Raw genomic sequence first — 26,521 nt, forward strand, 5'->3', positions numbered from 1 at the left:
CCGTATTTAACCACAAGCGCGCAGCCGAAACCAAAGGCTGTGCCGACGCCCAGTCAGAGCATGTCCGATAAAATTGAACTTCGCGCAGAGGTGCCGTCCGATTTGGGCGGCCAACGCCTCGATCAAGTCGCCGCCCAACTCTTCGCTGAGCACTCACGCTCGCGCCTTTCCGCCTGGATCAAAGAAGGTCGCCTGACTGTGGACGGGGCGGTCATCCGCCCGCGCGACATCGTGCATGGCGGTGCCATTCTTGAGCTGACTGCCGAGCAGGAAGCCCAGGGCGAGTGGATCGCCCAGGACATAGAGCTCGACATCGTCTATGAAGACGACGACATCCTGGTGATCAACAAGCCTGCGGGCCTGGTGGTGCACCCGGCTGCCGGCCACGCCGATGGCACCTTGCTCAATGCCTTGCTGCACCATGTGCCGGACATCATCAATGTCCCGCGCGCCGGTATCGTGCATCGCCTGGACAAGGACACCACCGGTCTGATGGTGGTGGCCAAGACCATTCAGGCGCAGACCAAGCTCGTTGCCCAGTTGCAAAGCCGCAGCGTCAGCCGGATCTACGAGTGCATCGTGATCGGTGTCGTGACCGCCGGGGGCAAGATCAACGCCCCGATCGGCCGTCATGGTCAGCAGCGCCAGCGCATGGCAGTGATGGAAGGCGGCAAGCCGGCCGTCAGTCACTACCGCGTGCTGGAGCGTTTCCGGTCCCACACGCATGTGCGGGTCAAACTGGAAACCGGCCGCACCCACCAGATCCGTGTACATATGTCGCACATCAACTTCCCGTTGGTCGGCGACCCGGCGTACGGCGGTCGTTTCCGCATTCCGCCAGCCGCGAACCCGACCATGGTCGAGTCGCTCAAGCACTTCCCGCGTCAGGCTCTGCACGCACGCTTCCTCGAGCTGGATCATCCGACCACCGGTGAGCGCATGAGCTGGGAATCGCCGCTGCCGGAAGACTTCGTCTGGCTGCTGACCCTGCTCAAGCAGGATCGCGAGGCATTCGTCGGATGAACTGGCTGACGCCGGACTGGCCTGCGCCGGCCAGCGTCAGGGCCTGTGTCACCACCCGCGAGGGGGGTGTCAGCGAGGCGCCGTTCGACAGCCTCAATCTGGGTGATCATGTCGATGATCGCCCGGAAGCAGTCGCCGAGAATCGTCGGCGTCTGACCGAACACTTCTTGATAAAGCCTGCCTGGTTGCAGCAAGTACACGGGACTGCCGTGGCCCATGCTGATTCGGGCGTGGTTGCCACCGCCGATGCCAGTTGGACGGCGACTCCCGGGATTGCCTGCACGGCGATGACCGCAGATTGTCTGCCGGCATTGTTCTGCAACCGTGCCGGTACTCGCGTCGCGGCGGCTCACGCTGGTTGGCGCGGTTTGGCGGCGGGCGTACTGGAAGCCACTCTCGATCATCTCGACACCGCTGCGGCGGACGTACTGGTCTGGCTCGGCCCGGCCATTGGCCCGAAAGCCTTCGAAGTCGGCCCGGAAGTCCGCGAAGTCTTCGTCAATCAATTGCCGGAAGCGGCATCCGCCTTCGCCCCCAGCCACAATGCTGGCAAGTTCATGGCTGACATCTATCTGCTGGCGCGCCTGCGTCTGGCTGAACGGGGTGTCACTGCGGTTTATGGCGGCGGTTTCTGCACTGTGACCGATCCACGCTTCTTTTCTTACCGCCGTGCGTCGCGCACTGGCCGTTTCGCCTCCCTTGTCTGGCTTACCCGCTAGACTTGCCTGACCTGAATCAACTCGCTGACGCTTGAATCTCCCAGAATCGACCGCATCTACAGTGGTATCTGGCAGGTTTCTTTATTCAGGATGGTTTTTAGGTCCGGCCTGCTCAAAAGGAAGGTGACCCATGCGTATAGACCGTTTAACCAGCAAATTACAGTTGGCGTTGTCCGACGCCCAATCCCTGGCCGTTGGCCACGATCATCCGGCCATCGAGCCGGCGCATTTGATGCAAGCCATGCTTGAACAGCAGGGTGGTTCGATCAAACCCCTGTTGATGCAAGTCGGCTTCGACGTCAACAGCTTGCGCAAAGAGCTGACCAAAGAGCTCGACCAATTACCGAAAATCCAGAACCCGACCGGCGACGTCAACATGTCGCAGGATCTGGCGCGTCTGCTCAATCAGGCTGATCGCCTGGCTCAGCAGAAGGGCGACCAGTTCATTTCCAGCGAGCTGGTGCTGCTCGCCGCGATGGACGAGAACAGCAAGCTCGGCAAACTGCTGCTCGGTCAGGGCGTGAGCAAGAAAGCCTTGGAAAACGCGATCAACAATCTGCGCGGTGGTGAGGCGGTAAATGACGCCAACCACGAAGAGTCGCGTCAGGCGCTGGATAAATACACTGTCGACCTGACCAAGCGTGCCGAAGAAGGCAAGCTCGATCCGGTGATCGGCCGTGACGACGAAATTCGCCGCACCATTCAGGTTCTGCAGCGTCGCACCAAGAACAACCCGGTGCTGATCGGTGAACCTGGCGTGGGTAAAACCGCGATTGCCGAAGGTCTGGCCCAGCGCATCATCAACGGCGAAGTGCCGGACGGCCTCAAGGGCAAACGTCTGCTGTCGCTGGACATGGGCGCGCTGATTGCCGGTGCCAAGTATCGCGGTGAGTTCGAGGAACGCCTGAAAGCGCTGCTCAACGAGCTGTCGAAGCAGGAAGGGCAGATCATTCTGTTCATCGACGAATTGCACACCATGGTCGGCGCCGGTAAGGGCGAAGGCTCGATGGATGCTGGCAACATGCTCAAACCGGCACTGGCGCGCGGTGAGCTGCACTGCGTCGGCGCAACCACGCTCAACGAGTACCGCCAATATATAGAGAAGGATGCGGCGCTTGAGCGACGCTTCCAGAAAGTCCTGGTGGATGAGCCGAGCGAGGAAGACACCATTGCCATTCTGCGTGGCCTCAAGGAGCGTTACGAGGTTCACCATAAAGTGGCGATCACCGACGGCGCGATTATCGCCGCGGCCAAGCTCAGCCATCGCTATATCACTGACCGGCAGTTGCCGGACAAGGCCATCGACCTGATCGATGAGGCTGCCAGCCGTATCCGCATGGAGATCGACTCCAAGCCGGAAGTGCTGGATCGTCTGGAGCGTCGCCTGATTCAGCTCAAGGTTGAATCCCAGGCACTGAAGAAAGAAAGCGATGAAGCGGCGATGAAACGCCTGGAAAAACTCCAGGAAGAAATCGTCCGTCTCGAGCGTGAGTACTCGGATCTGGAAGAAATCTGGAACTCGGAAAAAGCCGAGGTACAGGGTTCGGCGCAGATTCAGCAAAAGATCGAGCAGTCGCGTCAGGAGCTGGAAGCGGCGCGCCGTAAAGGCGACCTCAACCGCATGGCCGAATTGCAGTACGGGGTGATCCCGGATCTGGAGCGCAGCCTGCAAATGGTCGACCAGCACGGCAAGAGCGAAAACCAGTTGCTGCGCAGCAAGGTGACCGAAGAGGAAATCGCCGAAGTCGTTTCGAAGTGGACCGGTATTCCGGTCTCGAAAATGCTCGAAGGCGAGCGCGACAAGCTGATGAAGATGGAAAGCCTGTTGCATCAGCGTGTGATTGGTCAGGACGAGGCGGTGGTCGCGGTCGCCAACGCGGTACGGCGCTCGCGTGCCGGACTGGCGGATCCGAATCGTCCGAGCGGCTCGTTCATGTTCCTCGGCCCGACCGGTGTCGGTAAAACCGAGCTGTGCAAGGCGCTGGCCGAATTCCTCTTTGATACCGAAGAGGCGATGGTGCGGATCGACATGTCCGAGTTCATGGAGAAACATTCCGTGGCGCGGCTGATCGGTGCGCCACCAGGCTATGTTGGCTACGAGGAGGGCGGTTACCTGACCGAAGCGGTGCGCCGCAAGCCTTACTCGGTGATCCTGCTGGACGAGGTCGAGAAAGCGCATCCGGATGTGTTCAACATCCTGCTGCAAGTGCTGGAGGATGGACGGCTGACCGACAGCCACGGACGCACGGTGGATTTCCGCAATACCGTGATCGTCATGACCTCGAACCTCGGTTCGTCGCAGATCCAGGAACTGGTCGGTGATCGTGAGGCCCAGCGTGCAGCGGTGATGGACGCGCTGACGTCGCACTTCCGTCCCGAGTTCATCAACCGGGTCGACGAAGTAGTGATCTTCGAGCCATTGGCGCGGGATCAGATCGCGGGCATTACCGAGATCCAGTTGGGCCGTCTGCGCAGTCGTCTGGCCGAGCGCGAGCTGAAGCTGGAACTGAGCCCGGAAGCGATGGACAAGCTGATTGCCGTTGGTTACGACCCGGTTTATGGCGCACGTCCACTCAAACGTGCGATCCAGCGCTGGATCGAAAACCCGTTGGCGCAGTTGATCCTGTCGGGGCATTTCCTGCCGGGCGATACAGCAACCGGCAAGGTCGTGAACGACGAAATCGTTTTCGACTGAGCGGCAACGCCAATGAAATAAGGAAGGCCTCGCTTTGCGAGGCCTTTTTTTCGTTAGGCTGTTGAAGTCTAAGGAAAAGGCTTGTAAAGTGCGCCCCGCAGTCAGTCACCCGCAGCATCTCAGCTCACTGAGCTGAAATCTGAAATAAGTTGCAAATCATTAACTTGAAAGCGATTTAGGGGGTTGACAGAGGTGTTCTAGGTTGTAGAATAGCGCGCCTCAGACACACGAACGCAGCGATGCGAACGGAAGTCTAAGAGCTGTAAGTTTCACCGTTGTAAATTGAAATATGTAGTTCCGTGATAGCTCAGTCGGTAGAGCAAATGACTGTTAATCATTGGGTCCCAGGTTCGAGTCCTGGTCACGGAGCCAATTTCAAACCGGGGTATAGCGCAGTCCGGTAGCGCGCCTGCTTTGGGAGCAGGATGTCAGGAGTTCGAATCCCCTTACCCCGACCATTTTTGGGTCGTTAGCTCAGTTGGTAGAGCAGTTGGCTTTTAACCAATTGGTCGTAGGTTCGAATCCCACACGACCCACCATTTTTGAAACCAGGTAACACTGGGATCGAATCTTAAGATCAGAGGCCAAAAGCGCTGATCGAAGAAGGCGATCTTTGATAGGTCGCCTTTTTTTTACCGGGGTATAGCGCAGTCCGGTAGCGCGCCTGCTTTGGGAGCAGGATGTCAGGAGTTCGAATCCCCTTACCCCGACCATACTAAAAATCCTCGTATCGAAAGATACGGGGATTTTTTTTGTCCTCGCGAAAGACAATTCCCTTCAAGTCATCGTACAACTTGCCGATAGCCCGCTAACGAGAGGGGACTGCCGCTGTTCGCCCCTTCAATCTGGCCAATACAAGAATAAGGGCGTTCGTCATGTTGCTTCGTCAGTTGAATATTGCTCCACGTGCCGCACTGGGTTTCGCCCTGATCGCGGTCCTGGTGGCGTTGCTCGGCGTATTCGCCTTGGGGCAGATGTCGAGCATCCGTGACAGTGAGGTCGCGGTCGAGAGCCAGTGGTTGCCGAGCATTCGCGGCGGTGACGAGATTCGCGAGCTGATGTTGCGGATCCGCACGATTTCCCTGCGCATGGCGCTTGATCAGGATCCGAAGAACGTCGCGACTTACCGCAGCCAGATGGATACCCGCGACAAGGAGCTGAGCGAGAAGATCGCCGCCTACGACAAACTGGTCACCACGGCGGAAGGCCAGCAGCTCTATGACCAGTTCAAAAAAACCTTTGCCGCATATCGCACCGGCATCGCGCAATCCTTCACCCTGGCCGATCAAGGCCAGCGTGATGAACTGACCAAATTGTTGCTGGTTGATATGAAGACCGTGGTCGACGGCTCCGGCAAGCAGCTCAATGACCTGGCGGATCTGTTCGCCAAACAGGTTGCTGCGGAGAGCCAGAAATCCGCTGACCACTATCAGACCTCACGCACCATCGTCAGTCTGTTCATCGCGCTGGCGGCGCTGGCCACGGTGGCGCTGGCCATGTTGCTCACCCGCAGCATCATTCGTCCGTTGAGCACGGCCGTCAGCGCTGCCGAAAGTGTGGCCCAAGGCGACCTGACCCGACCGATCGAAACCCACGGTAACGATGAAGTCAGCCGTTTGCTCAAGGCGCTGGCAACCATGCAGCAGAACCTGCGGGAAACGCTGCAAGGCATCAGCGGTTCGGCCACGCAATTGGCCACCGCTGCCGATGAGCTCAACGCGGTGACGCTCGACAGCACACAAGGCCTGCAGCAGCAGAACAACGAAATCGAACAGGCCGCCACGGCGGTCAATGAAATGACCACGGCCGTTGAAGAAGTCGCGCGCAATGCGGTGTCGACGTCCGATGCCACCCGCCAATCCAGTGAGTCGGCGCAACTGGGGCAGGCGCGGGTCAGTGACACCGCATCGGCGATCAATGCGCTGGCCAGCGATGTGCAGCACACCGGCGAATTGGTGCAATCGCTGGCCAACCAGTCGCAAGACATCGGCAAAGTGCTGGATGTGATCCGTGCGATTGCCGAGCAGACTAATCTGCTTGCGCTCAACGCTGCCATCGAGGCGGCCCGCGCAGGGGAGAGCGGACGCGGTTTTGCGGTGGTTGCCGATGAGGTGCGGGCGCTGGCCTATCGCACTCAGCAATCGACGCAGGAGATCGAGCAGATGGTGCAGGGCATGCGCACCGGTTCAAGCCTGGCGCTGGATTCGATGCAGGCCAGCGCTGCACGGGCCACGACCACGCTGGCGTTGGCCGAGCGCGCCGGGGAGGCGCTGGAAACCATCACCGCGTCAGTGCATGAGATTCATGAGCGCAATCTGGTGATCGCCAGTGCCGCCGAAGAGCAGGCGCAAGTCGCGCGGGAAGTGGATCGTAATCTGGTGAATATTCGCGACCTGTCAGTCCGTTCGGCAGCGGGAGCCGATCAGACCAGCGCGTCGAGTCACCAACTGTCGCAACTGGCCAACGCGCTGCAAGGCATGGTACGGCGCTTCCAGCTCTGATGTGCAGAGATCGATTGCTGGATTTTTGAGCTGCGCAAAACAGTGTGGGAGCGGGCTTGCTCGCGAAAGCGGTGTATCAGTCGACATGAATGTTGAATGACACAACCTCTTCGCGAGCAAGCCCGCTCCCACAGTTTTAGATCAATGCAGCTTCAAGCGTGGCTCGGTGCCGCGGCCGATCTTGCTGCCCAGCATCAGCATCGCCGTGCGGAACGGTCCGTACAGCGCCATCTGGTGCATGCGGTACAGCGACACGTAAAACATCCGCGCCAGCCAGCCCTCCAGCATCACACTGCCGGTCAGGTTACCCATCAAGTTACCCACAGCCGAAAAACGCGACAGCGAAATCAGCGAGCCGTAGTCGGTGTACTTGTACTCCGGCAGGGTTTTGCCTTCGATACGCAGCTTCAGCGACTTGGCCAGCAACGACGCCTGTTGGTGCGCGGCTTGCGCACGCGGCGGCACGTTGCGATCCGAACCCGGCTGCGGGCAGGCGGCGCAGTCACCGAAGGCGAAAATGTTTTCGTCGCGGGTGGTCTGCAACGTCGGCAGCACTTGCAGCTGATTGATGCGGTTGGTTTCCAGACCGTCGATATCTTTGAGGAAACCCGGTGCGCGAATCCCGGCGGCCCAGACTTTCAGGCTGGCCTTGATCACGTTGCCATCGGCGGTGATCAGGCTGTCGGCGGTCACTTCGCTGACCGCCGCATTGGTCATGACATTGACCCCGAGTTTCTCCAGGGTCTTGTGCACCGGGCCGCTGATGCGTTCCGGCAGGGCTGGCAGCACTCGCGGGCCGGCTTCGATCAGGGTGATGTGCATGTTCTCCGGTTTGATCCGGTCCAGACCATAAGCCGCCAGTTCATGCGCCGCGTTGTGCAGTTCTGCCGCCAGCTCGACACCCGTGGCGCCGGCACCGACGATGGCCACGCTGATCTGCTCGACCACATCGGTCTGTCCGGCGTGCGCGCGCAGATAGTGGTTGAGCAACTGCTGGTGGAAACGCTCGGCCTGTTTGCGGGTGTCGAGGAACAGGCAGTGCTGCGCCGCGCCCTGGGTGCCGAAATCGTTGGTGGTGCTGCCGACGCTGATCACCAGCGAGTCGTAAGGCACTTCACGCGCCGGTACCAGTTCCACGCCGTTCTCGTCGTAGGTGGCGGCCAGCTGGATTTTCTTCTGCGCGCGATCGAGCCCGCTCATGCGCCCGAGCTGGAACTCGAAGTGGTTCCATTTCGCCTGGGCAACATAATTGAGTTCATCCTCGGAAGAGTTCAGCGATCCGGCGGCCACTTCGTGCAGCAGGGGCTTCCAGATGTGCGTCAGGTTCGCGTCGACCAGCATCACACTGGCCGTGCCGCGCTTGCCCAGAGTCTTACCCAGACGGGTAGCCAACTCCAGACCGCCGGCGCCGCCGCCGACAATAACAATACGATGGGACATAGGGATCACTCGCAAGGTTTTTAAAGGAAATCGGTGCAATCACCTTCGCGAGCGCAATGCTGCTCATAGCGTCAGGTAACTGATAAGTCGGCTCAGCAGGCCCAGACCAATGGTCACTGCCAGCACCAGCACCAGGAGCATCCACGGCCGAAAAGGCCGGCGCTCGACACGGTGTTGGGACAGTTGCAGGTACTCTTCGACATGCTTTTGGTCTTCGGGGTTCAGGCGGCTGGTCATAAAGGCCTCGTCAGGTAGACGTTGCTGAATGTGCAGAAGCTACAGCGGTTTTCAACCGGGGTTGAACGCAGCATAGCCGCTGTCCGGAACCGGTTCGACAGACACACCGTCGTCGAGGCGAATGATCCCGCTTTGTAACACCCGCGCGGTAATTCCGCCATGCCCGCGCACCGCTTGAAAGGTGCCGGGACCGAGGTTGTTTTGCAGGCGCGCGCAGGGCTGGCACCAACCGGTGGTCTCGAATATTGCCTGACCGATGCGAAAGCGCCGACCCTTGAGACTAAACAGATTGATACCGCTGATCACCAGATTGCGCCGCAGGTCTTCAGCCCGCACGGGTTGATCTTCAGGTCGGCCCATGAGCGCGCTGATCACGGCCAAGTGTTCGAACTGAATCAACGTCACTTGCCGCGCATTGCGCACGCCGGGGCGGGCGTGGTCACCGGTCAATCCGGCTTCGAGCCGTGCCTCGACCGCGTCTAGCTCGATCATCGGGCCGCGAGACTCGGGGCGCACGCCGATCCAGCGTACGCGGCCAGTCTGCGGGACGTCGGCAATCAACTGCTGCAGCGGCGTCACAGGCTGATCCCGACATCGAAGACGATACTGCGACCGAGGTTGCTGCGCAGAAAGTCCGGCGCATCGGGATGGGCGAACAGCACCCGGGCGAAGGTCGGGCCGACCAGCGACAGCGAGCGCCAACCCTGACGCAGATACTCGGTCGGCGGTGGAAAATGGCTGTTGAGGTCCAGCACCTCGCGCTTGAGGCTGGCGAAGGCGATGATGTCCAGTTCGCCCAGATCCATGCCGCGTTCCTTGTAGTTGTGCGCTTTTTTGCGCAAGGTCGGCGCCAGTCGCAGTAAGAATTCATTGGCCGGGATCCGCCGTGGCTTGGCTTCACGACGCACCAACTGGCTGAGGGAAAACGCACTGCGGCGGCGTTGCAGTTCATCGCGCCATTCGTCGTTGAGCCGGCGCCCTTCATCGAGAACGAAGAACACTTCGAAATTGGCATCGCGAAACAGCACGTCCGGCGGCTCGCCGGCGGGGGCGAACTCATCGGCACGGTAGGGAATGTTCAAGCCTTGCAGCAGGCGCTGGCAGACCCAACGCTCACGCTCCCATTTGCGGGCATTGGACAGGAACGCGTTGGCTTGCTCGGCCGCAATGGTCAGCAGGCGTAAGTAATCTGAGTCATCCATAGGCCAAGCTTAGCGTTCAAATGCGACAAGCAGAAAGCTTTGCATCGGCTGATGCCCGGAAGAGGGCGGTGTAGACTCCGATGAAGGAATCAAACCCATGGAGAAGGTAAGGGATTCATGATCGGTGCAGAACTGCTGTCCTCGACGAGCCTGACACTCGGCTGGCTGATTTACCTGCCGGTGCTGTTGTGGGCGATCTGTCGTGCGCCGTGGGTCGAGTTGTTCACTGACAGTCGCCGCCAGCATCTGCTGTTCGGCACCGTGTTCGCGTTGTTTCTGCTGTGGATGGTACGCAGGGATTTCGACACCGGGGTTTCTTATCACTTCATTGGCATGACCGCCGTGACGCTACTGCTTGACTGGCCGCTGGCAATCATCGGCGGGCTGGTGGCGCAGCTCGGGCTGGTGTTGCTCGGACGTCAGGATCTGGCGGCGGTCGGGGTCAACGGTACGTTGCTGATCCTGTTGCCGGTGTTGATCACCGAGTGCGTGGCGATCCTCGTCGAGCGTGCCCAGCCGCGAAATCCGTTTGTGTACATCTTCTGTTCCGGGTTCTTTGCGGCGGCGTTGTCCGCATTGCTGTGTCTGACGCTGAGTCTGGGCCTGCTCTGGTACGACGGTCTGTTCGCCATGCCGGAATGGCTGGAAGACTTCATCGGCTACCTGTGGCTGCTGATCTTTCCCGAAGCGTTCATCAACGGCATGGTGATCAGCGCGCTGGTGGTGTTCAGCCCCGAGTGGCTGGAAACCTTCAACCGCACCCGCTACCTTTCGGCGCCCTGGAATGACGACGATCCCAAGTCTTGATCCACATCAAATCCGTCATCCACGCGGCATTTCATGCTCGGCCAAATTCCTTCAGGAGCAGCGGCATGAGTGTTTACGAGTGGGCGAGGCAGGAGACGCGGCAGAGTCTGGACATGGCGCTGGAGGTGGGCTTCGATCCGGGCCTGAGTCTGCGCGCCTTGCTCAGCGCGGTGGTGCAGCAGAGCAAGACGGTGCGCAACGCCGAAGACCTGGCCGACGAGTTGCGCTTTCTCGCGGAAAACCTCGACGACGATCAGGACTACGGCTTCATGCGGCCTTGATCGCGATCAGTGACGCGGGTCGAAATCGCCGGAGAACATTTCGTCTTCGGCATCCGGGGCGACCGGAATCTTGTGCTCTTCGGACGCCCAGGCGCCGAGGTCGATCAGCTTGCAGCGATCGGAGCAGAACGGGCGGAATTTGTTCTCGGGGGTAAATTCCACGGGGGCGCCGCAGGTTGGGCATTCGACGGTTGTAGGGCTCATGACTGGCCTCCGGATAAAGTCAGGTAAAAGTGATGCAGGCGCTCGACTTCGCTGTGCAACGAGGCGAGGTCGCGGTCGTTGACGACCACATCATCGGCACGGCTCACGCGGTCTTCACGGCTGGACTGGGCCTTGAGGATCGCCTGGACCTGCTGTTCGCTGGTCTGGTCACGCTGCAAGGTGCGTTCGATCTGCAGTTGTTGCGGGGCATCGATCACCAGAATTCTTTGAGTCATCGCGTACTGCCCGGATTCGATCAGCAACGGTGAAACCAGAATCGCGTAAGGCGATGTTGCCAGCCCCAGATGGTGCGCGATTTCCTCGGCGATCAACGGATGCAGCAGGGCTTCGAGCCAGCGGCGTTCTTCAGGCACTTCAAAGATCAACTTGCGCAGGGCCGCACGGTCCAGCGTGCCATCGGCTTGCAGGACACCGGAACCGAAGTGTTCAGCAATCTTCGCCAGAGCCGGGCGCCCCGGCTCGACCACCCAGCGCGCCGCATGGTCAGCGTCGACCACATGGATTCCGAGATCGATGAAGTGCTGGGCCGCGGCGCTTTTACCGCTGCCGATGCCGCCGGTCAGGCCGAGAATCCAGGGTTTTTCCACAGGGGTATTCATTTCAAACCGACAAACTGCCAATAGAAGTCGGTTATTTGACCACCCCAGAGCAAGGCAATCCAGCCGGCAATTGCCAGATACGGGCCGAAGGGCATCGGCGTCGAGGTTTTCTGCTCGCGCAGACGCAACAGAATCACCCCGACAATCGCCCCCACCAGCGATGACAGCAGGATCGTCAGCGGCAGAATCTGCCAGCCACCCCAGGCCCCGAGCAGCGCCAGCAGCTTGAAATCGCCGTGGCCGATGCCGTCCTTGCCGGTCAGCAGCTTGAACAGCCAGAACACCGACCACAGCGCCATGTAACCGGCCACCGCGCCCCACAGCGCCGCGTGCAGCGAGACAAACAGCCCGAAGCTGTTGACGATCAGCCCCAGCCACAACAACGGCAACACCAGCACATCGGGCAGCAGCTGATGTTCGGTGTCGATCAGGCTCATCGCCAGCAGCCCCCAGGTAAGGACGATCAACAGACCGGCGGGCCAGCCGAAACCCAAATGCCAGGCGACGAATGCCGAAAGCAGGCCGCAGGCCAGTTCGGTCAGGGGATAACGTTTGCTGATGGGCGCGGCACACGCCGAACAGCGTCCGCGCAGCACCAGGTAGCTGAGCAGTGGAATGTTCTCCCACGCCCGAATCCGGTGGCCGCAGTGCGGGCACTGGGAGTGCGGCAGCATCAGGTTGTAGGTCGGCAGTGGTGTTTCGCTTGGCAGACCGAGGACATCCTGCGCCTGCTGGCGCCAATCGCGCTCGAGCATTTTCGGCAGGCGCCAGACCAGTACATTGAGAAAACTGCCGACCACCAGACCCAGCAGCAGGGCGGTGCACACAAAGGCCAGCGGATACAGACTGAAGAGTTCGTCGATAGGCATGTCAGATCGCTGAGCCAAGCTGGAAGATCGGCAGGTACATGGCCACGACCAGCCCGCCGACGATGACCCCGAGCACCACCATGACGAACGGCTCCATCAGGCTGGTGAGGTTGTCGACCATGTTATCCACTTCCTCTTCATAAAAACCGGCGACCTTGTCGAGCATGTCATCCAGCGCGCCCGATTCCTCACCGATGGCGGTCATCTGCACCGCCATGTTGGGGAAGACGCCGGTGCTGCGCATCGAGAAATTCAGCTGCATGCCGGTGGCGACGTCCTGACGGATGCGCAGCACCGCGCGTTTGAACACCACGTTACCGGTGGCACCCGCCACCGAATCCAGTGCCTCCACCAGCGGTACGCCAGCGGCAAAGGTAGTCGACAGGGTGCGGGCGAATCGCGCCACCGCCGATTTGTACATCAGCGTGCCCACCAGCGGCAGCTTCAGCAGCCAGGTGTCTTTGCGGTCGCGCAAGGCCTGGGATTTCTTCAGCGCATGACGGATGCCGAACACCGCCGCAATCAGGGCGCCGAGCACTATCCACCACCATTGCTGCATGAACTCCGAAATGCTGATCACCATCAGGGTAAAGGCCGGCAGTTCAGCACCGAAACCGGAGAATACCGCCTGGAATTGCGGCACCACTTTCACCAGCAAAATCCCCGTGACCACCATCGCGACCAGTACCACGGCGCTGGGGTAGGTCAGGGCTTTCTTGATCTTGGCCTTGAGCGCTTCGCTTTTTTCCTTATAGGTCGCGACCCGCTCAAGCAACGTATCGAGGGCGCCGGATTGCTCGCCGGCATCCACCAGGTTGCAATACAGCTCATCGAAATACTGCGGTTTCTTGCGCAGTGCGGCGGCGAAGCTGTTGCCGGCGGCCACTTCCTGCTTCACCTCGTCTACCAGTTTGCGCATCGCCGGGTTGTCGAAGCCTTCGCCAATGATGTCGAACGACTGCAACAGCGGTACGCCGGCCTTCATCATGGTTGCCATCTGCCGGGTGAACAGGGCGATGTCCTGGGCCTTGATGCGTTTGCCGAGGCTGAGCAGGGAGGTGGATTTCTTGCGTACCTTGCCCGGATTGATTCCTTGCTTGCGCAGTTGGGCCTTGATCAGCGCGGGGTTCTGCCCGCTCAACTCGCCCGTGACTTTGCTGCCTTTGCGATCCGTGCCTTCCCAGGCGTAGATGCTGATTTTCGCTGCCTTGACCGCCATGTTCAGTCCTTGGTGACCCGGTTGATTTCTTCCAGGCTGGTGATGCCTTGCATGGCCTTGTGCAGGCCGGAGGTGCGCAGGTCGTCGAAGCCGTCGCGACGCATCTGGCTGTCGATTTCCAGCGAATTGCCTTCGGCCATGATCAGCCGTTGCAGGTCAGGAGTGTTTTTCACCACTTCGTAAATCCCCACGCGTCCCTTGTAGCCGCCGTTGCAGAGGTCGCAACCGACCGGCTCATAGATCGTGAAACTGCCGATCTGTTCCGGCGGGAAACCTTCCTTGATCAGTGTTTCGCGGGGGATCTCGATCGGTTTCTTGCAGTGGCTGCACAGCTTGCGCGCCAGGCGCTGGGCGATGATCAGGCTGACCGAGGTGGCGATGTTGAACCCGGGAATGCCCATGTTGTGCAGACGGGTCAGGGTTTCGGCGGCGCTGTTGGTGTGCAGCGTGGACAGCACCAGGTGGCCGGTCTGCGCGGCCTTGATCGCGATTTCGGCGGTTTCCAGGTCGCGGATTTCCCCGACCATGATCACGTCCGGATCCTGCCGCAGAAACGAACGCAGGGCCTGAGCAAAATCCAGCCCCTGTTTCGGATTGACGTTGACCTGGTTGATGCCTTCCATGTTGATTTCCACCGGGTCTTCGGCGGTGGAAATGTTGATGTCGACGGTGTTGAGGATATTGAGGCCGGTGTACAGCGATACGGTTTTCCCCGACCCGGTAGGTCCGGTTACCAGAATCATCCCTTGGGGCTGCTTGAGCGCGGCCATGTACAGGTCTTTCTGCGCCGGTTCGTAACCCAATGCATCGATGCCGATCTGCGCGCTGGACGGGTCGAGAATCCGGATCACCACTTTTTCGCCCCATAGGGTCGGTAAAGTGTTGACCCGGAAGTCGATGGACTTGGTCTTCGACAGGCGCATCTTGATCCGCCCGTCCTGGGGTTTGCGCCGTTCCGAGATATCCAGGCTGGCCATGACTTTCAGGCGTGCGGCGATTCGCCCGGCCAACTGGATCGGCGGTTTGGCCACCTCGCGCAGGATGCCATCGGTGCGCACCCGCACCCGGAAGGTCTTTTCGTAAGGTTCGAAGTGCAGGTCAGAGGAGCCACTCTTGATCGCGTCGAGCAGCATCTTGTGCACGAAACGCACGACCGGCGCGTCATCGGCGTCGAGTCCGCCGATGGCGTCCTGGCGGCTGTCGTCGACGGACTCGACATCCACGCCGTCGAGATCGACGTCGGCCATTTCTTCGAGGCCGCTGGCGTGGGTGTCGAAGAATTTCTCGATGGCCTCGGTGAGCTTGTCGTCCTCCACCAGAATGGCTTCGGTGCTCAGCCCGGTGCTGAACTGAATGTCATTGATCGCCTGATGATTGCTCGGGTCGGAAATGCCCACGAACAGCTTGTTGCCACGGCGCCACAAGGGCAGGGCGTGATGCTGGCGCACCAGTTTTTCACTGACCAGGCCTTTGGGCTGGGTTTCCTTGTCCAGGCAATTGAGGTCCATGAAGGCCATACCGAAATGCTCGGAAGCGATCTCGGCCACCTGTGAGCTCTTCACCAGTTTGTTCTGCACCAGGTAGCTGACCAGCGACAGCCGATTGCGCTGCGCCTGTTGCCAGGCCTGCTGGGCGCTTTTTTCCGTAAGCAGTTCGGCCTGCACCAATTGCTTGGCCAGACCGCTCAGAGCGATGTCATTCATGGGGATTCCGGATGCTGACAGTTCATGACTTATAGCCTAGTCAAGTGACAGCGCCAAACACGCCCGGTACAGGTGACAAAAAGTGTCAGATAGTGCGGTTGCAGGTTGTAGGAAAGCGCGACACGGCGCCTTTATGCCGAGCGCATGGGGTCTGCAAGCGGTTGGCACGGCCTATGCTGAGCCCTTTGCAGATCATGAGATTCCGACTCATGCATGGAGAGCCTGTCTATGAACAACCAAAAGGGTTTCACTCTGATCGAGCTGCTGATCGTGGTGGCGATCATCGGGATTTTGGCGACGATTGCCCTGCCGCAATACACCAAGTATCAGGCACGCTCGAAAGTCACTGCCGGGCTGGCGGAAATCAGCGCGCTAAAAGTGCCTTTCGAGGACACCATTAATCAAGGTACGGACCCGACGCTGACGCTGGTGGCAGGTAGCGCGTCGTTTACTACCACCAATTGCGGCACCGTGACCGCGTCCGGCACGGCGTCGACTGGCGCGGGGACCATCGTCTGCACCTTGGCCAACGCCCCGGCTCCAGTGCTGGGCAAAACCATCACGCTGACTCGTTCTTCGGGGACCGGCTCGGCGGCGGGTGTCTGGAGCTGCGCTTCGACGGTGAACGCCGACTACGCGCCTAAGGGTTGCCCTGGCAGCGGTGCCTGATTGACTCGACAAGCGTCACCGGATGCCCCGCTTTGCGGGGCATTTTTTTGTCTTTTGACGCTGGAAAAAAGCTTCAAGAATTTCAGCGTGTTAGGAACTTTCCGAAAAGCCGCAACTTGCATGTCGATAATGCACTTGTCATGCAAATTGCATGATTCCGAAAATTTGCTTAATTCGTAAATCATTGATTTAAAAGGATTTATTGTCTTTCGAAAAGTTGGCACAGCCTTCGCAATATACCCAGTAACCCTGCTGACAAGACAACCAGCAGACTTTCCAGAAAAACAGGAGTTACTCGTATGAAGAAGTTCGCTATCACTGCCGCTGCTGCTACCGCGCTGACCCTGACCATGGCTTCCGGTGCCTTTGCACAATCCACCCAGGCTACTCAGGCTCCAATGACTCTGGCTGCTGGTGAAATGACCAAGGCTAAAGAAGCTACTTCCGATACCTGGATCACTACCAAAGTCAAAAGCGACCTGGTAACCGAAAAAGGCATCCCAGGTACCGATATCAAAGTTGAAACCAACAAAGGCGTTGTATCCCTGTCCTCCACTGTTGCAGTGACCGAGGCTCAGAAAACCACCGCCGTGGCTATCGCCAAGAAAATCAAAGGCGTCAAAGCGGTCTCCGCTGACGGCCTGAAAGCCGAGTAAGGCATGACTTCTCGCCTGGACCGGGAGAAGGCGCGACAGACGGGCCGAGCAATACGTCTGCCGCAACTTTAGAGTTCATGCGAACGGTCACACGGACGTGACCATTACGGGCCCCGGCACTTGTGTCGGGGCCTGTTCTATTTTCAGGTGATAGAAAACGAAATGTGGGAGCGGGCTTGCTCGCGAATGCGGTGTGTCAGCAGGCATATTCATTAACTGACCCACCGTATTCGCGAGCAAGCCCGCTCCCACAGGGATATAGGTTTTGGTTCAGTTACCGCGCTTGCTGTTGATCTGCCGCAGGCGATTGCCTTCAAAGCGCAGGTACTGGTACATGCCGTTGCTCGGGCCGTAGGTCCATTCCTCGACCTGAAATTCTTCGCGGCGGTTGGCGCTGCGCTTGTAGCCAAGGACATCGCGGCTGACCGGTTCGCCACACTTCTGCAGCACTTCGCTGGCGCGGTCGCCGAGACTGACCAACTGGCTGCCACAACGCAGCGTGTCAGAGGCCAGAGCCGGGCTGGCGGCGAGCACCAGCATCAGCGCAAGCAGCCACTTGTGGTTCATCATTCGGCGTCCAGGTGCATTTGCGTCACCACTCGGCCATCGCTCTCGGCTTCGCCCAGATTGGCATCGATGAAGTACACCCGATCATCGGCCAGTTGACCTTTGTCGACCAGATAGTCCTTGATGCTGCTGGCGCGTTCCTGACCCAGCTGCCGCAGCAGTACATCGCTGGAACTCCAGAACTTGATCACACCATCACGCATTTTCGCCGTGCGTTCTTCTTTGCCCAGATCCTTCCATTCGGCCGGTGGCTGGGTTTTCAGACGGGTACGGTAGATGCCTTCGAGCAGCGGGCCTTTCTCGCTGTCCGGCACTTGCAGCAGGGAAGCCTGAGCCGGGACCTTGTCGCCACGACGCTGGAGCATTTTGTAGTAGTTGTACTGGTATTCACGTTCCAGACGCTGCTCGGCGATCAACGGACCGTCGCTGCTCTGCGCGGCGGTGCCTTCGATTTCCAGGCGCAGGGCCGGACGTTCCTTGAGGGCTTGGGACAGTTTATCCAGCGCTGCTTCGGCATCCTTGCTCAAATCGCTTGAGCCCGCAGCAAAGGACACGGTACCGAGGTCTTCGGAGCCGCCACCGTTGATCAGCCCGCCAATCATCTTGAACGGTGCGGCGGCGGCCTTGACGATCAGGTTGCGCAGGGTCTGCCAGACAATCGGCATCACGCTGAACTGCGGGTTGTTCAGGTCGCCGGTCACTGGCAGTTCGATGGAGATCTTGCCGTCTACGTCCTTGAGCAGGGCAATCGCCAGTTTCAGCGGCAGGCTCACGGCATCCGGGCTGTCGACTTTCTCGCCGAGTTGCAACTGCTCGACCACCACTTTGTTTTCAGCCTTCAACTGGCCCTTGGTGATCAGGTAATGCAGGTCGAGGTTGAGCCGGCCCTTGCGGATGCGGTAACCGGCGAACTTGCCGGAATACGGGGTCAGGGTAGTCAGCTCGACGCGTTTGAAACTGGTGGCGATGTCGAGGCTGGCCATCGGGTCGAATGGATTGACCGCGCCTTTGATGGTCACCGGGGCATAGCGGTCGACCTTGCCCTTGATGTCGACGCTGGCCGGTTTCGCCTGACGACTGTCGATGGTGCCGATCTGGCCGTTGAGCTGTTGGACCGCCGTAGCGAAATTCGGCGTCAGGCTGAAGTCGGCGAAGTTGGCCGACCCGTCGTTGATCGCAATCGCGCCGATGTGAATGCCCAGTGGTTTGTCTTTACTGGCCGGTTTCGCCGCTGCGGTTTTCGCACCATTGTCGGCGGGCTGCGGGATCAGCAGATCGTCGATGTTGGTGGTGCGGTCGTCGTTGATCATGAACCGCGCGTACGGCTGGAACAGGTTGACCTTGTCGATCGACAGGCTGTCACCGTGTTGATAGTTGATGCCTTCAACCACCACTTGCTGCCACTTGAGGAAGTCGCGGGTTTTCAGGGTGTCGAGGGTGTGCAATTGATCGATCTGCGCACGCCCGGTCACGCCGAGTGCCAGCGGGGCGGTGCTCTTGAGGTTGACCTTGAGGTCGCTGCCAAGCATGCCGCTGCGCAGTTCCAGGCGAATGAACGGATTGATGTAGGACTGTGCAACGCGCAGGTCGATGTCCTGGGTTTTCACATTGAGCTGGGCGGTGACCGGCGCGAGGTTGACCACCCCGTCGGCGTTGATCTTGCCTTGCTTGCCCAGGCCGCTGTCGAGCCTGACCTTGAAGGGCGAACCGTTGAGGCTGTCGAAATCCTGCAGATCAATGTTCAGCGGCGTCACATCCAGCGCCACCGGCGGGTTGGCCGAACGGTCGGCGAGATGCACGGTGTAGTTGCGTAGCTGGACGTCTTTGAGCAGCACTTGCCAGGGCTTGCTCGGCGCGACCGGTTCTTTCGGCGAGTCGGCGGCGGCCGGAGTGGTCTTGGGTTCGGCGGCGGCCTTGGCGGCAGGTTTCGATGGCTGGCTGGCGAACAGTTTCTGCCAGTCGAGCTGGCCGTCGGCTTCGAGCGCAGCCCAGGTTTCCAGTTTGTTGCTGCGGATCTTGCCGACCACTACTTGCTGTTTGGCCAGGTCCAGCGAGGTTTCGCTGACGTCGAGGCGTTCAAGTTTCGCCAATGGGCGTCCGTCCGGCGCCTTGATCGCGAATGGCGCAATGCTCACCGCGACGTTGTTCAACAGCAGTTCGGTTTCTTTCGACAGATTCAGTTTGTACTCGGTGCTGAGATTCAGCACGCCGTCTTCGAGTACCAGCGGCAGCGCGTCACGCACGTAGGGCCAGAATGACTTCATCTTGCCGTCGGTGACTTTCAGTGTGCCTTCGGAGGTGAACGGGATCAGGCTGAAGTTGCCCTTCCAGTCGATCTGCCCACCGGCCGGGCCGGCGGCGACCAGTGTCATGTCGGCGTTGTCGTCGGGCAGAGTGCTGAGGTTTTTCAGCTCGAAGTCGAGCTTGTCGTAGATGAACTCGATCGGTTCACTCGGACGGGCGTCCTGGAAATGTACATTGCCACCGGCCAGCTGGATGCGATCGATGCGCAGCGGGAACGGCTTGGCATTCGGATCGGCCGGGGTCGGTTCGCTGGCGGGAATTTTGAACAGGCCCAGCAGATTGAGCTGGCCGTCCTTGGCGAAGAGGATTTCGGTCTTGGGCTTGTCCAGCTCGATATCGGCCAGATGCAGGGCTTTGGTCCACAGGCTGTCGAGTTGCAGGTTGGCATACAGCCGCTCGAAGCCGACCTGCTCCTTGCCCGGCTCACCGACGACCAAGCCCCACAGGGTGACTTCAAGGCTGAACGGATTGAGTTCGATGCGCTGGATATGCGCAGGCACCGTGGCGTAGTTGGCCAGTTGCTGGTTGGCGATGCGCAGGGCAATGCCCGGCAAAATCAGAAACCCCAGCAGGCTGTAGAGCGCCAGAGCAGTCAACAAGGCGCCAATCGCGCGAATCAATCCTTTGGGCATGTGCGGCGTCATCTCTGAATCGGAGTGCCTTGGAGTATGGCACGCGATTCTGGTTCCGAAGTACATCGTGGGGGGCAGGATTGTTCAGATTGTTCTGTAGGACCAAGACACTGTGGGAGCGAGCTTGCTCGCGAAAGCGGCGGATCAGTCGAGAAATATGCTGACTGACGCGCCGCCTTCGCGAGCAAGCTCGCTCCCACATTGGATGGTTGCCAGTCCCGCAGGGGGGGGTTACAACTGCAGGATCAGGGTTTTCAGCGGTGGCTGTTGGTCCAGCGACGGGAAATCCGCGCCCGGAGTCATCACGCTCCATTCGCGGACCGGTCGCCCGGCTTTCTCGGCGCAGCGCAGGACCTGTTCGCGCCAGTCGTCCATGCTGACCTTCGCCAGGTTGTTGCAGCAGATCAGCACGCCGTTGTCAGCGGTGGTCAGCAGCGCTGGCTTGAACAGGCTCTGATAGTCGCGCAACAGGTCGACGGTGCCGAACGCACTCTTGGCCCAGGCCGGTGGATCGAGCAGCACCAGATCGTATTGACGCTGGTCGAGGCGCTGATAGCTCGGCAGTTTCTGCCCGCGCCGCTGGCTGATCGGCAGGCCGGCGAGCTGACGGATCGCCGGGAAGTAATCGGACTGGATGAATTGCATCTCGGGCAATTGCGGGTTGAGCAGGCCGTTTTCTCGGCCGACTGCCAGATTGCCTTCGGCGAAGTCGAGGTTACACACCTCGCGCGCGCCACCGGCAGCGGCACTCAGGCCGACGCCACAGGTGTAGGCAAACAGGTTGAGCACGCTTTTGCCCTTGGCGTGATCCTTGACCCAGCCGCGAGTGTTGCGCAGGTCGAGAAACAGCAGCGGATCCTGCCCGGCATGCCGCCCGCGCACGCGATAGTTCAGGCCCCATTCGTGGCCGACCAGATCCGCCAGTGCGGCGGCGTCGGCTTTGTAGACGCTGTCTTCGCGATCGATGCGCGAGTTGCCCCGGGAGCGGTCGTTGTAGACCAGCAGGGTGTCAAACCCCAGGGTCTGATTGACCATGGCGTGCAGTTGCAGCAGGTCGTCACGCTCCAGGGTCTGGTGAAAACTTTGCACCAGCAATTGCGGACCGTAGCGGTCGACGGTCAGGCCACCGGCGCCTTCCTGGCTGCCGTGGAACAGCCGATAGCAATCGGTGCCCTGGCTGTGCAGCTCAGCGAGCAGATCCTGGCGTTTATCGAGGGCGGCGCGCAGCGCCTGATTCAAGGAAGACATGCGTGCGCCTTGCTGGTGAGAATTGAGGCGCGGGAGTTTAGCAGTTACCGAAGCCCTGAGACATTGCGCAGATCTGTGGCGAGGGAGCTTGCTCCCGCTCGAGTGCGAAGCGCTCGCAACATTCCGAGGGTCGCTGCGCAACCCAGCGGGAGCAAGCTCCCTCGCCACAGGTTCTGTGTATAAATCAGGTGAGCAGTCCCATTCGGCGTTTGGCCCGCTGCACCGAACCGTTGCGCATCGCCCAGCGCAGCATCGGCGCACTGCGCTTCACGCTGGCTCGGATCAACTGGCGTTGCAGCGGGTTCTGCCGTATGCCGAACATGGCGCTGGCCCAGTCCGGCAACAGATCGATGCCGGCCTTCATCATCAAGTCGCCAAACGGTCGGGCCAGCACGCTCGGGGCCGGGGCATCGAGCAGCAGGCGCAGGACTTCGCGGCTGCGCTCATCACAGAGCAGTTGCGGGCGCATGCCTTGCAGATAGTCAGCCACGGCCTGCCGCGATTTCGGCACATGCCGCGCACCCAGGCGCTCGGCGACCACGGCGATTTCAGCGTAGTAACGATCCTGATCCGCCGCCGACAATTGCGGATTGCGGTAACGCAAATGCGCGGCGAGGAAGTTGCTGACTTCGGCCACATGCACCCAGGTCAGCAGGTCCGGATCGCTGGCCGCGTAGGGCCGGCCATCCGGTGCAGTGCCGACCACTTGCAGGTGAATGGTGCGCACTTTGTCGATCAGCCATTCGGCGTCGCGGCGCGAGCCGAAGGTGGTGCCGGAAACAAACTGGCTGGTGCGGCGCAGGCGTCCAAGCATGTCCTGACGAAAGTTCGAATGATCCCAGACCCCGGCCAGCGCCAGCGGATGCAAGGCTTGCAGCAACAGCGCGCTGATACCGCCGATCAGCATGCTGCTGAAATCGCCGTGCACTTGCCAACTGATCGAGTCCGGGCCGAACAGCCCGGGATCGCCCTTGGGATTTTCCAGGTCAAGCTGACCGAGCGACAGCCCGGTCAGGCTCATGAGTTGCTGTTCGATACGGCTGCGGATGAATTCCATGACAACTCATTGCGGGTGGACGGGCGCGGCCGGTTGACCGCGCCGCAGACGTTACTGATTCAGGCGTTTGTCGATCAAGCCTTGTACTACGCTCGGATCGGCCAGGGTCGAAGTGTCGCCGAGGCTATCGAGTTCGTTGCAGGCAATCTTGCGCAGGATCCGCCGCATGATCTTGCCTGAGCGGGTTTTCGGCAAGGCCGGCGCCCACTGGATCAGGTCCGGCTTGGCGAAACTGCCGATTTCCTTGCTGACGTGGGCGAGCAATTCTTTCTTCAGCTCATCGCTCGGTTCGACGCCGTTCATGGGGGTGACGAAGGCGTAGATGCCCTGGCCTTTGACGTCGTGCGGGTAACCGACTACGGCGGCCTCGGCAATGCTGTCGTGCAGCACCAGCGCGCTTTCCACTTCGGCGGTGCCGATGCGGTGGCCGGAGACGTTGATCACGTCATCGATACGTCCGGTGATCCAGTAGTCGCCGTCCTCGTCACGGCGTGCGCCGTCGCCAGTGAAGTAATAGCCGGGGTAGGGTTTGAAATAGGTGTCGACCATCCGTTGCGGGTCGCCGTAGACGCTGCGGATCTGCGCCGGCCAACTCGACTTGATCGCCAGCACGCCGCTGCCGGCGCCTTTGATTTCCTTGCCGTGCTCGTCGAGCAGCACTGGTTGCACACCGAACATCGGCTGCGTGGCGCAACCCGGCTTGATTCGTTGCGCACTGACCAGCGGGCTGAGCATGATGCCGCCGGTTTCGGTCTGCCACCAGGTATCGACAATCGGGCAGCGCTGCTCGCCGACCACGTTGAAGTACCATTCCCACGCTTCCGGGTTGATCGGCTCACCGACGCTGCCGAGCAATCTGAGGCTTTGGCGCGACGTTTCCTGCAGCGGCCCGGCACCTTCGCGCATCAGCGCACGCAGGGCGGTCGGTGCGGTGTAGAAGATGTTCACTTTGTGTTTGTCGATCACCTGCCAAAAGCGCGCGGTGCTCGGATAACTTGGCACGCCTTCGAAGATCAGCGTGGTCGCGCCGTTGGCCAGCGGGCCGTAGACGATGTAGCTGTGGCCGGTCACCCAGCCGACGTCGGCGGTGCACCAGAACACTTCGCCATCGCGGTAATCGAGCACGTATTTGAAGGTCATCGCCGCTTGCAGCAGGTAGCCGCCAGTGGTGTGCAGCACGCCCTTGGGTTTGCCGGTGCTGCCGGAGGTGTAAAGGATGAACAGCGGATCCTCGGCATCCATTGGCTCCGGCGGGCAGTCATCGCTGACGTCACGCACGGCCTGGTGATACCAGAGGTCACGGCCTTCGACCCAATCGACTTTGCCTTGGCTGCGTTCGACTACGACGACGGTGCTGACGTCCGGGCAACTTTGCAGGGCCTTGTCGACGTTGTGCTTGAGCGGGACGAACTTGCCGCCGCGTACGCCTTCATCGGCGGTGATCACGGTGCGGCAGTCGGCATCGAGGATGCGGTCACGCAAGGAGTCCGGGGAGAAGCCACCGAACACTACCGAGTGAATCGCGCCGATCCGCGCGCAGGCGAGCATGGCGTACGCCGCCTCGGGAATCATCGGCATGTAGATGCACACCCGATCACCTTTTTTCACCCCACGGCTTTTCAGCACATTGGCCAGGCGGCAGACATGATGGTGGAGTTTTTTGTAGGTGATCTGCGCCGATTCGGCCGGGTCGTCACCTTCCCAGAGGATCGCAGTCTGCTCGCCGCGCTGGGCGAGGTGGCGGTCGATGCAGTTGTAACTGACGTTCAGTTGGCCGCCGGCAAACCAGGACGCTTCACCGGTTTTCAGGTCGTAACGCTGAACGGTCTGCCACGGTGTGCTCCAGTCAAGGAAGCGCGTGGCCTGTTCGGCCCAGAAGGCGCTGGGGTGTTCAATGGATTCGCGGTACAGACGCTTATAGTCGTCCTGACTCAACTGCGCAGCCCGGCGGACGGCATCGGCTTTGGGGAACGTGCTGATATCGAACATGACGGTTCCTTATTCTTGTTGTGCGAAGAATAAAGATGCGCCGAGCAGCCGACAGGTTCAAGCCAGATTCGGAATCTGATTTTGAATGGACCTTAAACAACTGTGGGAGGGGGCTTGCTCCCGAATGCGGTGTTTCAGTCAACATTTCTGCTGAATGACACACCGCATTCGGGAGCAAGCCCCCTCCCACAGGGATAAGGAGGCGCTTTCAAATCACCCGCGGTGACGACCGCGGAAGTAGTTGATCAGGCCTTGGGTAGAAGCATCGTCAGCGCTGGTTTCATCGCTGCCGACCAGACGGTTGTAAACGCCTTTGCCCAATTCCTTGCCCAGTTCCACGCCCCACTGGTCGAAGGCGTTGATGCCCCAGACCACGCTCTGCACGAACACTTTGTGCTCGTACATGGCGACCAGCGCACCCAGACGACGCGGGCTGATGCGCTCGACCACAATGGTATTGCTCGGGCGGTTGCCCGGGATCACCTTGTGCGGTGCGAGTTTGTGCACCTGCTCTTCGCTCATGCCTTTTTCGCGCAGTTCGGCCTCGGCTTCCGGCAGGGTCTTGCCGAGCATCAGCGCCTGGCTCTGCGACAGGCAGTTGGCGTACAGCCACTGATGGTGATCGGAGACCGGGTTGAAGCTGACGATCGGCACGATGAAATCGGCCGGGATCGGTTGGGTGCCCTGGTGCAGCAACTGGTGATACGCATGTTGACCGTTGCAGCCGACGCCACCCCAGATCACCGGGCCGGTATCGGTCGACACCGAGGTGCCGTCCTGACGCACGCTCTTGCCGTTGGATTCCATGTCCAGCTGTTGCAAGTGCTTGGTGATGTTACGCAGGTAGTGGTCGTACGGCAGGATCGCGTGGCTTTGCGCGCCCCAGAAGTTGCCGTACCAGACGCCGAGCAGGGCCAGCAGCACCGGCATGTTCTGTTCGAACGGTGCGCTCTGGAAATGCTGGTCCATGGTGTAGGCACCGGACAGCAGTTCCTTGAAGTTGGACATGCCGATGGCCAGGGCAATCGGCAGACCGATGGCCGACCACAGCGAGTAACGACCGCCGACCCAGTCCCACATCGGGAAGATGTTTTCTTCACGGATACCGAACGCGACTGCCGCAGCGTTGTTGCTCGACACCGCGATGAAGTGCCGATACAGCTCGGCTTCCGAACCACCCTGAGCCAGATACCAGGCGCGGGCGGCCTGAGCGTTCTTCAGGGTTTCGAGGGTGTTGAAAGACTTCGACGAAACGATGAACAGTGTGGTTTCGGCGCGCAACTTTTGCGTCAGTTCGTGGAACTCACTGCCGTCGATGTTCGCCAGGTAGTGGCAACGCACGCCTTTCTGCGCGTAGGACAACAGCGCTTCGGAGACCAGCTCCGGGCCGAGGAACGAACCACCGATGCCGATGTTGACCACGTCAGTGATCGGCTTCTCGGTGTAACCACGCCACAGACCGTCGTGGATGCGGCCGACCAGATCGGTGATCTGGTTCAGCACCTTGTGCACTTCTGGCATCACGTTGACGCCGTTGACCGACAGCTTGTCGCCGACCGGACGGCGCAGGGCGGTGTGCAGCGCCGGGCGGCCTTCGGAGGCGTTGACGATTTCGCCGTCGAACAGCGCTTTGATCGCGCCTTTCAGATCGACTTCATTGGCCAGACCCACCAGCAGATTGCGGGTCTCGGCGTTGATCAGGTTCTTCGAATAATCGAGAAACAGTCCGCAGCTGCTGAGCGTGAATTGATTGAAGCGCTGCGGATCGGCGTTGAAGGCTTCGCGCATGCTGAAATCCTGCATGGCTTGGCGGTGATCTTTCAACGCTTGCCAGGCAGGCAGAGCGGTAACGTCATGAGGAGTGCGGTAGTACGCCATC

At 60.2% G+C, this 26,521-nt stretch carries 23 protein-coding genes and 4 tRNA genes; 12 read left to right on the forward strand and 15 right to left on the reverse strand.

Going from position 1 to position 26,521, the window contains the following annotated elements; translation table 11 throughout:
- The first annotated feature begins 60 nt into the window (after positions 1 to 60).
- The 8 genes from rluD to M0808_RS11350 all read left to right on the forward strand — a co-directional run bounded on the left by rluD (position 61) and on the right by M0808_RS11350 (position 6,938).
- Positions 61 to 1,023: a 23S rRNA pseudouridine(1911/1915/1917) synthase RluD gene (rluD, locus tag M0808_RS11315; protein WP_007963852.1), complete on the forward strand. Its 963-nt coding sequence runs from the start codon at positions 61 to 63 to the stop codon at positions 1,021 to 1,023.
- Complete coding sequence (gene pgeF / locus M0808_RS11320) at positions 1,020 to 1,742, forward strand: peptidoglycan editing factor PgeF (protein ID WP_247841114.1); 723 nt, start codon at positions 1,020 to 1,022, stop codon at positions 1,740 to 1,742. Before rluD ends, pgeF begins: the two co-directional genes overlap by 4 nt.
- 130 nt (positions 1,743 to 1,872) lie before the next feature.
- Complete coding sequence (clpB, locus tag M0808_RS11325; RefSeq protein WP_027612807.1) at positions 1,873 to 4,437, forward strand: ATP-dependent chaperone ClpB; 2,565 nt, start codon at positions 1,873 to 1,875, stop codon at positions 4,435 to 4,437.
- A gap of 296 nt (positions 4,438 to 4,733) precedes the next feature.
- A tRNA-Asn gene (locus tag M0808_RS11330) sits at positions 4,734 to 4,809 on the forward strand.
- Between the two features lie 9 nt (positions 4,810 to 4,818).
- Positions 4,819 to 4,895 (forward strand) — tRNA-Pro (locus tag M0808_RS11335).
- A 5-nt stretch (positions 4,896 to 4,900) separates the two neighbouring features.
- Positions 4,901 to 4,976, forward strand: a tRNA-Lys gene (locus tag M0808_RS11340).
- 97 nt (positions 4,977 to 5,073) lie between these two features.
- A tRNA-Pro gene (locus M0808_RS11345) sits at positions 5,074 to 5,150 on the forward strand.
- A 162-nt stretch (positions 5,151 to 5,312) separates the two neighbouring features.
- Positions 5,313 to 6,938: a methyl-accepting chemotaxis protein gene (locus M0808_RS11350; RefSeq protein ID WP_247841116.1), complete on the forward strand. Its 1,626-nt coding sequence runs from the start codon at positions 5,313 to 5,315 to the stop codon at positions 6,936 to 6,938.
- A 141-nt stretch (positions 6,939 to 7,079) separates the two neighbouring features.
- Here the strand turns inward: M0808_RS11350 and M0808_RS11355 are convergent, their stop codons facing one another.
- The 4 genes from M0808_RS11355 to M0808_RS11370 all read right to left on the reverse strand — a co-directional run bounded on the left by M0808_RS11355 (position 7,080) and on the right by M0808_RS11370 (position 9,817).
- A complete protein-coding gene (locus M0808_RS11355; RefSeq protein WP_047296626.1) occupies positions 7,080 to 8,378 on the reverse strand; it encodes an NAD(P)/FAD-dependent oxidoreductase in 1,299 nt (432 codons plus the stop codon).
- 63 nt (positions 8,379 to 8,441) lie between these two features.
- The gene (locus tag M0808_RS11360; protein WP_003228304.1) at positions 8,442 to 8,615 is read right to left on the reverse strand and encodes a DUF3094 family protein; all 174 of its coding nucleotides are present in this window, start codon (positions 8,613 to 8,615) and stop codon (positions 8,442 to 8,444) included.
- 51 nt (positions 8,616 to 8,666) lie between these two features.
- Positions 8,667 to 9,194 carry an MOSC domain-containing protein gene (locus tag M0808_RS11365; RefSeq protein WP_202370522.1) on the reverse strand — a complete coding sequence of 176 codons (528 nt, stop codon included), beginning with the start codon at positions 9,192 to 9,194 and terminating at the stop codon, positions 8,667 to 8,669.
- Entirely contained in the window at positions 9,191 to 9,817 is a 627-nt protein-coding gene (locus M0808_RS11370; RefSeq protein WP_003228301.1) for a DUF1780 domain-containing protein, read from the reverse strand. Before M0808_RS11370 ends, M0808_RS11365 begins: the two co-directional genes overlap by 4 nt.
- Positions 9,818 to 9,934: 117 nt before the next feature.
- On the opposite strand from M0808_RS11370, the gene M0808_RS11375 reads away from it, so the two are divergent.
- Positions 9,935 to 10,624 carry an energy-coupling factor ABC transporter permease gene (locus M0808_RS11375; protein ID WP_098965669.1) on the forward strand — a complete coding sequence of 230 codons (690 nt, stop codon included), beginning with the start codon at positions 9,935 to 9,937 and terminating at the stop codon, positions 10,622 to 10,624.
- 65 nt (positions 10,625 to 10,689) lie between these two features.
- Positions 10,690 to 10,905 carry a hypothetical protein gene (locus M0808_RS11380; protein ID WP_003228298.1) on the forward strand — a complete coding sequence of 72 codons (216 nt, stop codon included), beginning with the start codon at positions 10,690 to 10,692 and terminating at the stop codon, positions 10,903 to 10,905.
- Positions 10,906 to 10,911: 6 nt separating this feature from the next.
- Here the strand turns inward: M0808_RS11380 and yacG are convergent, their stop codons facing one another.
- From yacG to pilB, 5 genes are read right to left on the reverse strand one after another with little or no spacing between them, the layout of a single operon-like run.
- A complete protein-coding gene (yacG, locus tag M0808_RS11385) occupies positions 10,912 to 11,109 on the reverse strand; it encodes a DNA gyrase inhibitor YacG (protein ID WP_003228296.1) in 198 nt (65 codons plus the stop codon).
- Complete coding sequence (gene coaE, locus M0808_RS11390) at positions 11,106 to 11,729, reverse strand: dephospho-CoA kinase (protein WP_247841118.1); 624 nt, start codon at positions 11,727 to 11,729, stop codon at positions 11,106 to 11,108. Before coaE ends, yacG begins: the two co-directional genes overlap by 4 nt.
- The gene (locus M0808_RS11395; RefSeq protein ID WP_098965665.1) at positions 11,726 to 12,598 is read right to left on the reverse strand and encodes an A24 family peptidase; all 873 of its coding nucleotides are present in this window, start codon (positions 12,596 to 12,598) and stop codon (positions 11,726 to 11,728) included. Before M0808_RS11395 ends, coaE begins: the two co-directional genes overlap by 4 nt.
- 1 nt (position 12,599) lies before the next feature.
- Complete coding sequence (locus M0808_RS11400; protein ID WP_247841120.1) at positions 12,600 to 13,817, reverse strand: type II secretion system F family protein; 1,218 nt, start codon at positions 13,815 to 13,817, stop codon at positions 12,600 to 12,602.
- Positions 13,818 to 13,819: 2 nt separating this feature from the next.
- Positions 13,820 to 15,520, reverse strand: a complete 1,701-nt coding sequence (pilB, locus tag M0808_RS11405) for a type IV-A pilus assembly ATPase PilB (protein ID WP_098965662.1) — start codon at positions 15,518 to 15,520, stop codon at positions 13,820 to 13,822.
- 228 nt (positions 15,521 to 15,748) lie between these two features.
- Here pilB and M0808_RS11410 point away from each other — a divergent pair, with 228 nt between their 5' ends.
- Both M0808_RS11410 and M0808_RS11415 read left to right on the forward strand, forming a co-directional pair.
- On the forward strand, positions 15,749 to 16,189 hold the full coding sequence (locus M0808_RS11410) for a pilin (protein ID WP_098965660.1): 441 nt from the start codon (positions 15,749 to 15,751) through the stop codon (positions 16,187 to 16,189).
- A 299-nt stretch (positions 16,190 to 16,488) separates the two neighbouring features.
- Positions 16,489 to 16,845 (forward strand): BON domain-containing protein, encoded by a 357-nt coding sequence (locus M0808_RS11415; RefSeq protein ID WP_025108814.1) that lies wholly within the window; start codon positions 16,489 to 16,491, stop codon positions 16,843 to 16,845.
- Between the two features lie 270 nt (positions 16,846 to 17,115).
- Here M0808_RS11415 and M0808_RS11420 read toward each other — a convergent pair whose 3' ends face one another.
- The 6 genes from M0808_RS11420 to pgi all read right to left on the reverse strand — a co-directional run bounded on the left by M0808_RS11420 (position 17,116) and on the right by pgi (position 26,520).
- Entirely contained in the window at positions 17,116 to 17,412 is a 297-nt protein-coding gene (locus M0808_RS11420) for a DUF2845 domain-containing protein (protein ID WP_027614107.1), read from the reverse strand.
- Positions 17,412 to 20,360, reverse strand: a complete 2,949-nt coding sequence (locus M0808_RS11425; protein WP_247841122.1) for a DUF748 domain-containing protein — start codon at positions 20,358 to 20,360, stop codon at positions 17,412 to 17,414. The genes M0808_RS11420 and M0808_RS11425 overlap by 1 nt, the downstream gene beginning before the upstream one ends.
- A gap of 219 nt (positions 20,361 to 20,579) precedes the next feature.
- Positions 20,580 to 21,596, reverse strand: a complete 1,017-nt coding sequence (locus M0808_RS11430) for a class I SAM-dependent methyltransferase (RefSeq protein WP_247841123.1) — start codon at positions 21,594 to 21,596, stop codon at positions 20,580 to 20,582.
- A 184-nt stretch (positions 21,597 to 21,780) separates the two neighbouring features.
- Positions 21,781 to 22,653, reverse strand: coding sequence for an oxygenase MpaB family protein (locus M0808_RS11435; RefSeq protein ID WP_247841125.1), 873 nt, complete (start codon positions 22,651 to 22,653; stop codon positions 21,781 to 21,783).
- 51 nt (positions 22,654 to 22,704) lie between these two features.
- On the reverse strand, positions 22,705 to 24,642 hold the full coding sequence (acs, locus tag M0808_RS11440; RefSeq protein WP_247841127.1) for an acetate--CoA ligase: 1,938 nt from the start codon (positions 24,640 to 24,642) through the stop codon (positions 22,705 to 22,707).
- 213 nt (positions 24,643 to 24,855) lie between these two features.
- A complete protein-coding gene (pgi, locus tag M0808_RS11445; protein ID WP_247841129.1) occupies positions 24,856 to 26,520 on the reverse strand; it encodes a glucose-6-phosphate isomerase in 1,665 nt (554 codons plus the stop codon).
- Position 26,521 lies beyond the last annotated feature (1 nt).

The sequence above is a fragment of the Pseudomonas sp. MWU12-3103b genome (assembly GCF_023100615.1).
Classification (GTDB): domain Bacteria; phylum Pseudomonadota; class Gammaproteobacteria; order Pseudomonadales; family Pseudomonadaceae; genus Aquipseudomonas; species Aquipseudomonas putida_A.

Excerpts from the sequence above, each read along its gene's own strand:
- M0808_RS11395 (WP_098965665.1), bottom strand. The coding sequence starts at position 12,598 with ATGCCTATCGACGAACTCTTCAGTCTGTATCCGCTGGCCTTTGTGTGC.
- M0808_RS11415 (WP_025108814.1), top strand. The coding sequence starts at position 16,489 with ATGAAGAAGTTCGCTATCACTGCCGCTGCTGCTACCGCGCTGACCCTG.
- pgeF (WP_247841114.1), top strand. The coding sequence starts at position 1,020 with ATGAACTGGCTGACGCCGGACTGGCCTGCGCCGGCCAGCGTCAGGGCC.
- M0808_RS11410 (WP_098965660.1), top strand. The coding sequence starts at position 15,749 with ATGAACAACCAAAAGGGTTTCACTCTGATCGAGCTGCTGATCGTGGTG.
- M0808_RS11350 (WP_247841116.1), top strand. The coding sequence starts at position 5,313 with ATGTTGCTTCGTCAGTTGAATATTGCTCCACGTGCCGCACTGGGTTTC.
- M0808_RS11400 (WP_247841120.1), bottom strand. The coding sequence starts at position 13,817 with ATGGCGGTCAAGGCAGCGAAAATCAGCATCTACGCCTGGGAAGGCACG.
- M0808_RS11370 (WP_003228301.1), bottom strand. The coding sequence starts at position 9,817 with ATGGATGACTCAGATTACTTACGCCTGCTGACCATTGCGGCCGAGCAA.
- M0808_RS11380 (WP_003228298.1), top strand. The coding sequence starts at position 10,690 with ATGAGTGTTTACGAGTGGGCGAGGCAGGAGACGCGGCAGAGTCTGGAC.
- pgi (WP_247841129.1), bottom strand. The coding sequence starts at position 26,520 with ATGGCGTACTACCGCACTCCTCATGACGTTACCGCTCTGCCTGCCTGG.
- M0808_RS11420 (WP_027614107.1), bottom strand. The coding sequence starts at position 17,412 with ATGAACCACAAGTGGCTGCTTGCGCTGATGCTGGTGCTCGCCGCCAGC.
- M0808_RS11360 (WP_003228304.1), bottom strand. The coding sequence starts at position 8,615 with ATGACCAGCCGCCTGAACCCCGAAGACCAAAAGCATGTCGAAGAGTAC.
- rluD (WP_007963852.1), top strand. The coding sequence starts at position 61 with ATGTCCGATAAAATTGAACTTCGCGCAGAGGTGCCGTCCGATTTGGGC.
- coaE (WP_247841118.1), bottom strand. The coding sequence starts at position 11,729 with ATGAATACCCCTGTGGAAAAACCCTGGATTCTCGGCCTGACCGGCGGC.
- yacG (WP_003228296.1), bottom strand. The coding sequence starts at position 11,109 with ATGAGCCCTACAACCGTCGAATGCCCAACCTGCGGCGCCCCCGTGGAA.
- acs (WP_247841127.1), bottom strand. The coding sequence starts at position 24,642 with ATGTTCGATATCAGCACGTTCCCCAAAGCCGATGCCGTCCGCCGGGCT.
- M0808_RS11355 (WP_047296626.1), bottom strand. The coding sequence starts at position 8,378 with ATGTCCCATCGTATTGTTATTGTCGGCGGCGGCGCCGGCGGTCTGGAG.
- M0808_RS11435 (WP_247841125.1), bottom strand. The coding sequence starts at position 22,653 with ATGGAATTCATCCGCAGCCGTATCGAACAGCAACTCATGAGCCTGACC.
- M0808_RS11430 (WP_247841123.1), bottom strand. The coding sequence starts at position 21,596 with ATGTCTTCCTTGAATCAGGCGCTGCGCGCCGCCCTCGATAAACGCCAG.
- pilB (WP_098965662.1), bottom strand. The coding sequence starts at position 15,520 with ATGAATGACATCGCTCTGAGCGGTCTGGCCAAGCAATTGGTGCAGGCC.
- clpB (WP_027612807.1), top strand. The coding sequence starts at position 1,873 with ATGCGTATAGACCGTTTAACCAGCAAATTACAGTTGGCGTTGTCCGAC.
- M0808_RS11375 (WP_098965669.1), top strand. The coding sequence starts at position 9,935 with ATGATCGGTGCAGAACTGCTGTCCTCGACGAGCCTGACACTCGGCTGG.
- M0808_RS11425 (WP_247841122.1), bottom strand. The coding sequence starts at position 20,360 with ATGACGCCGCACATGCCCAAAGGATTGATTCGCGCGATTGGCGCCTTG.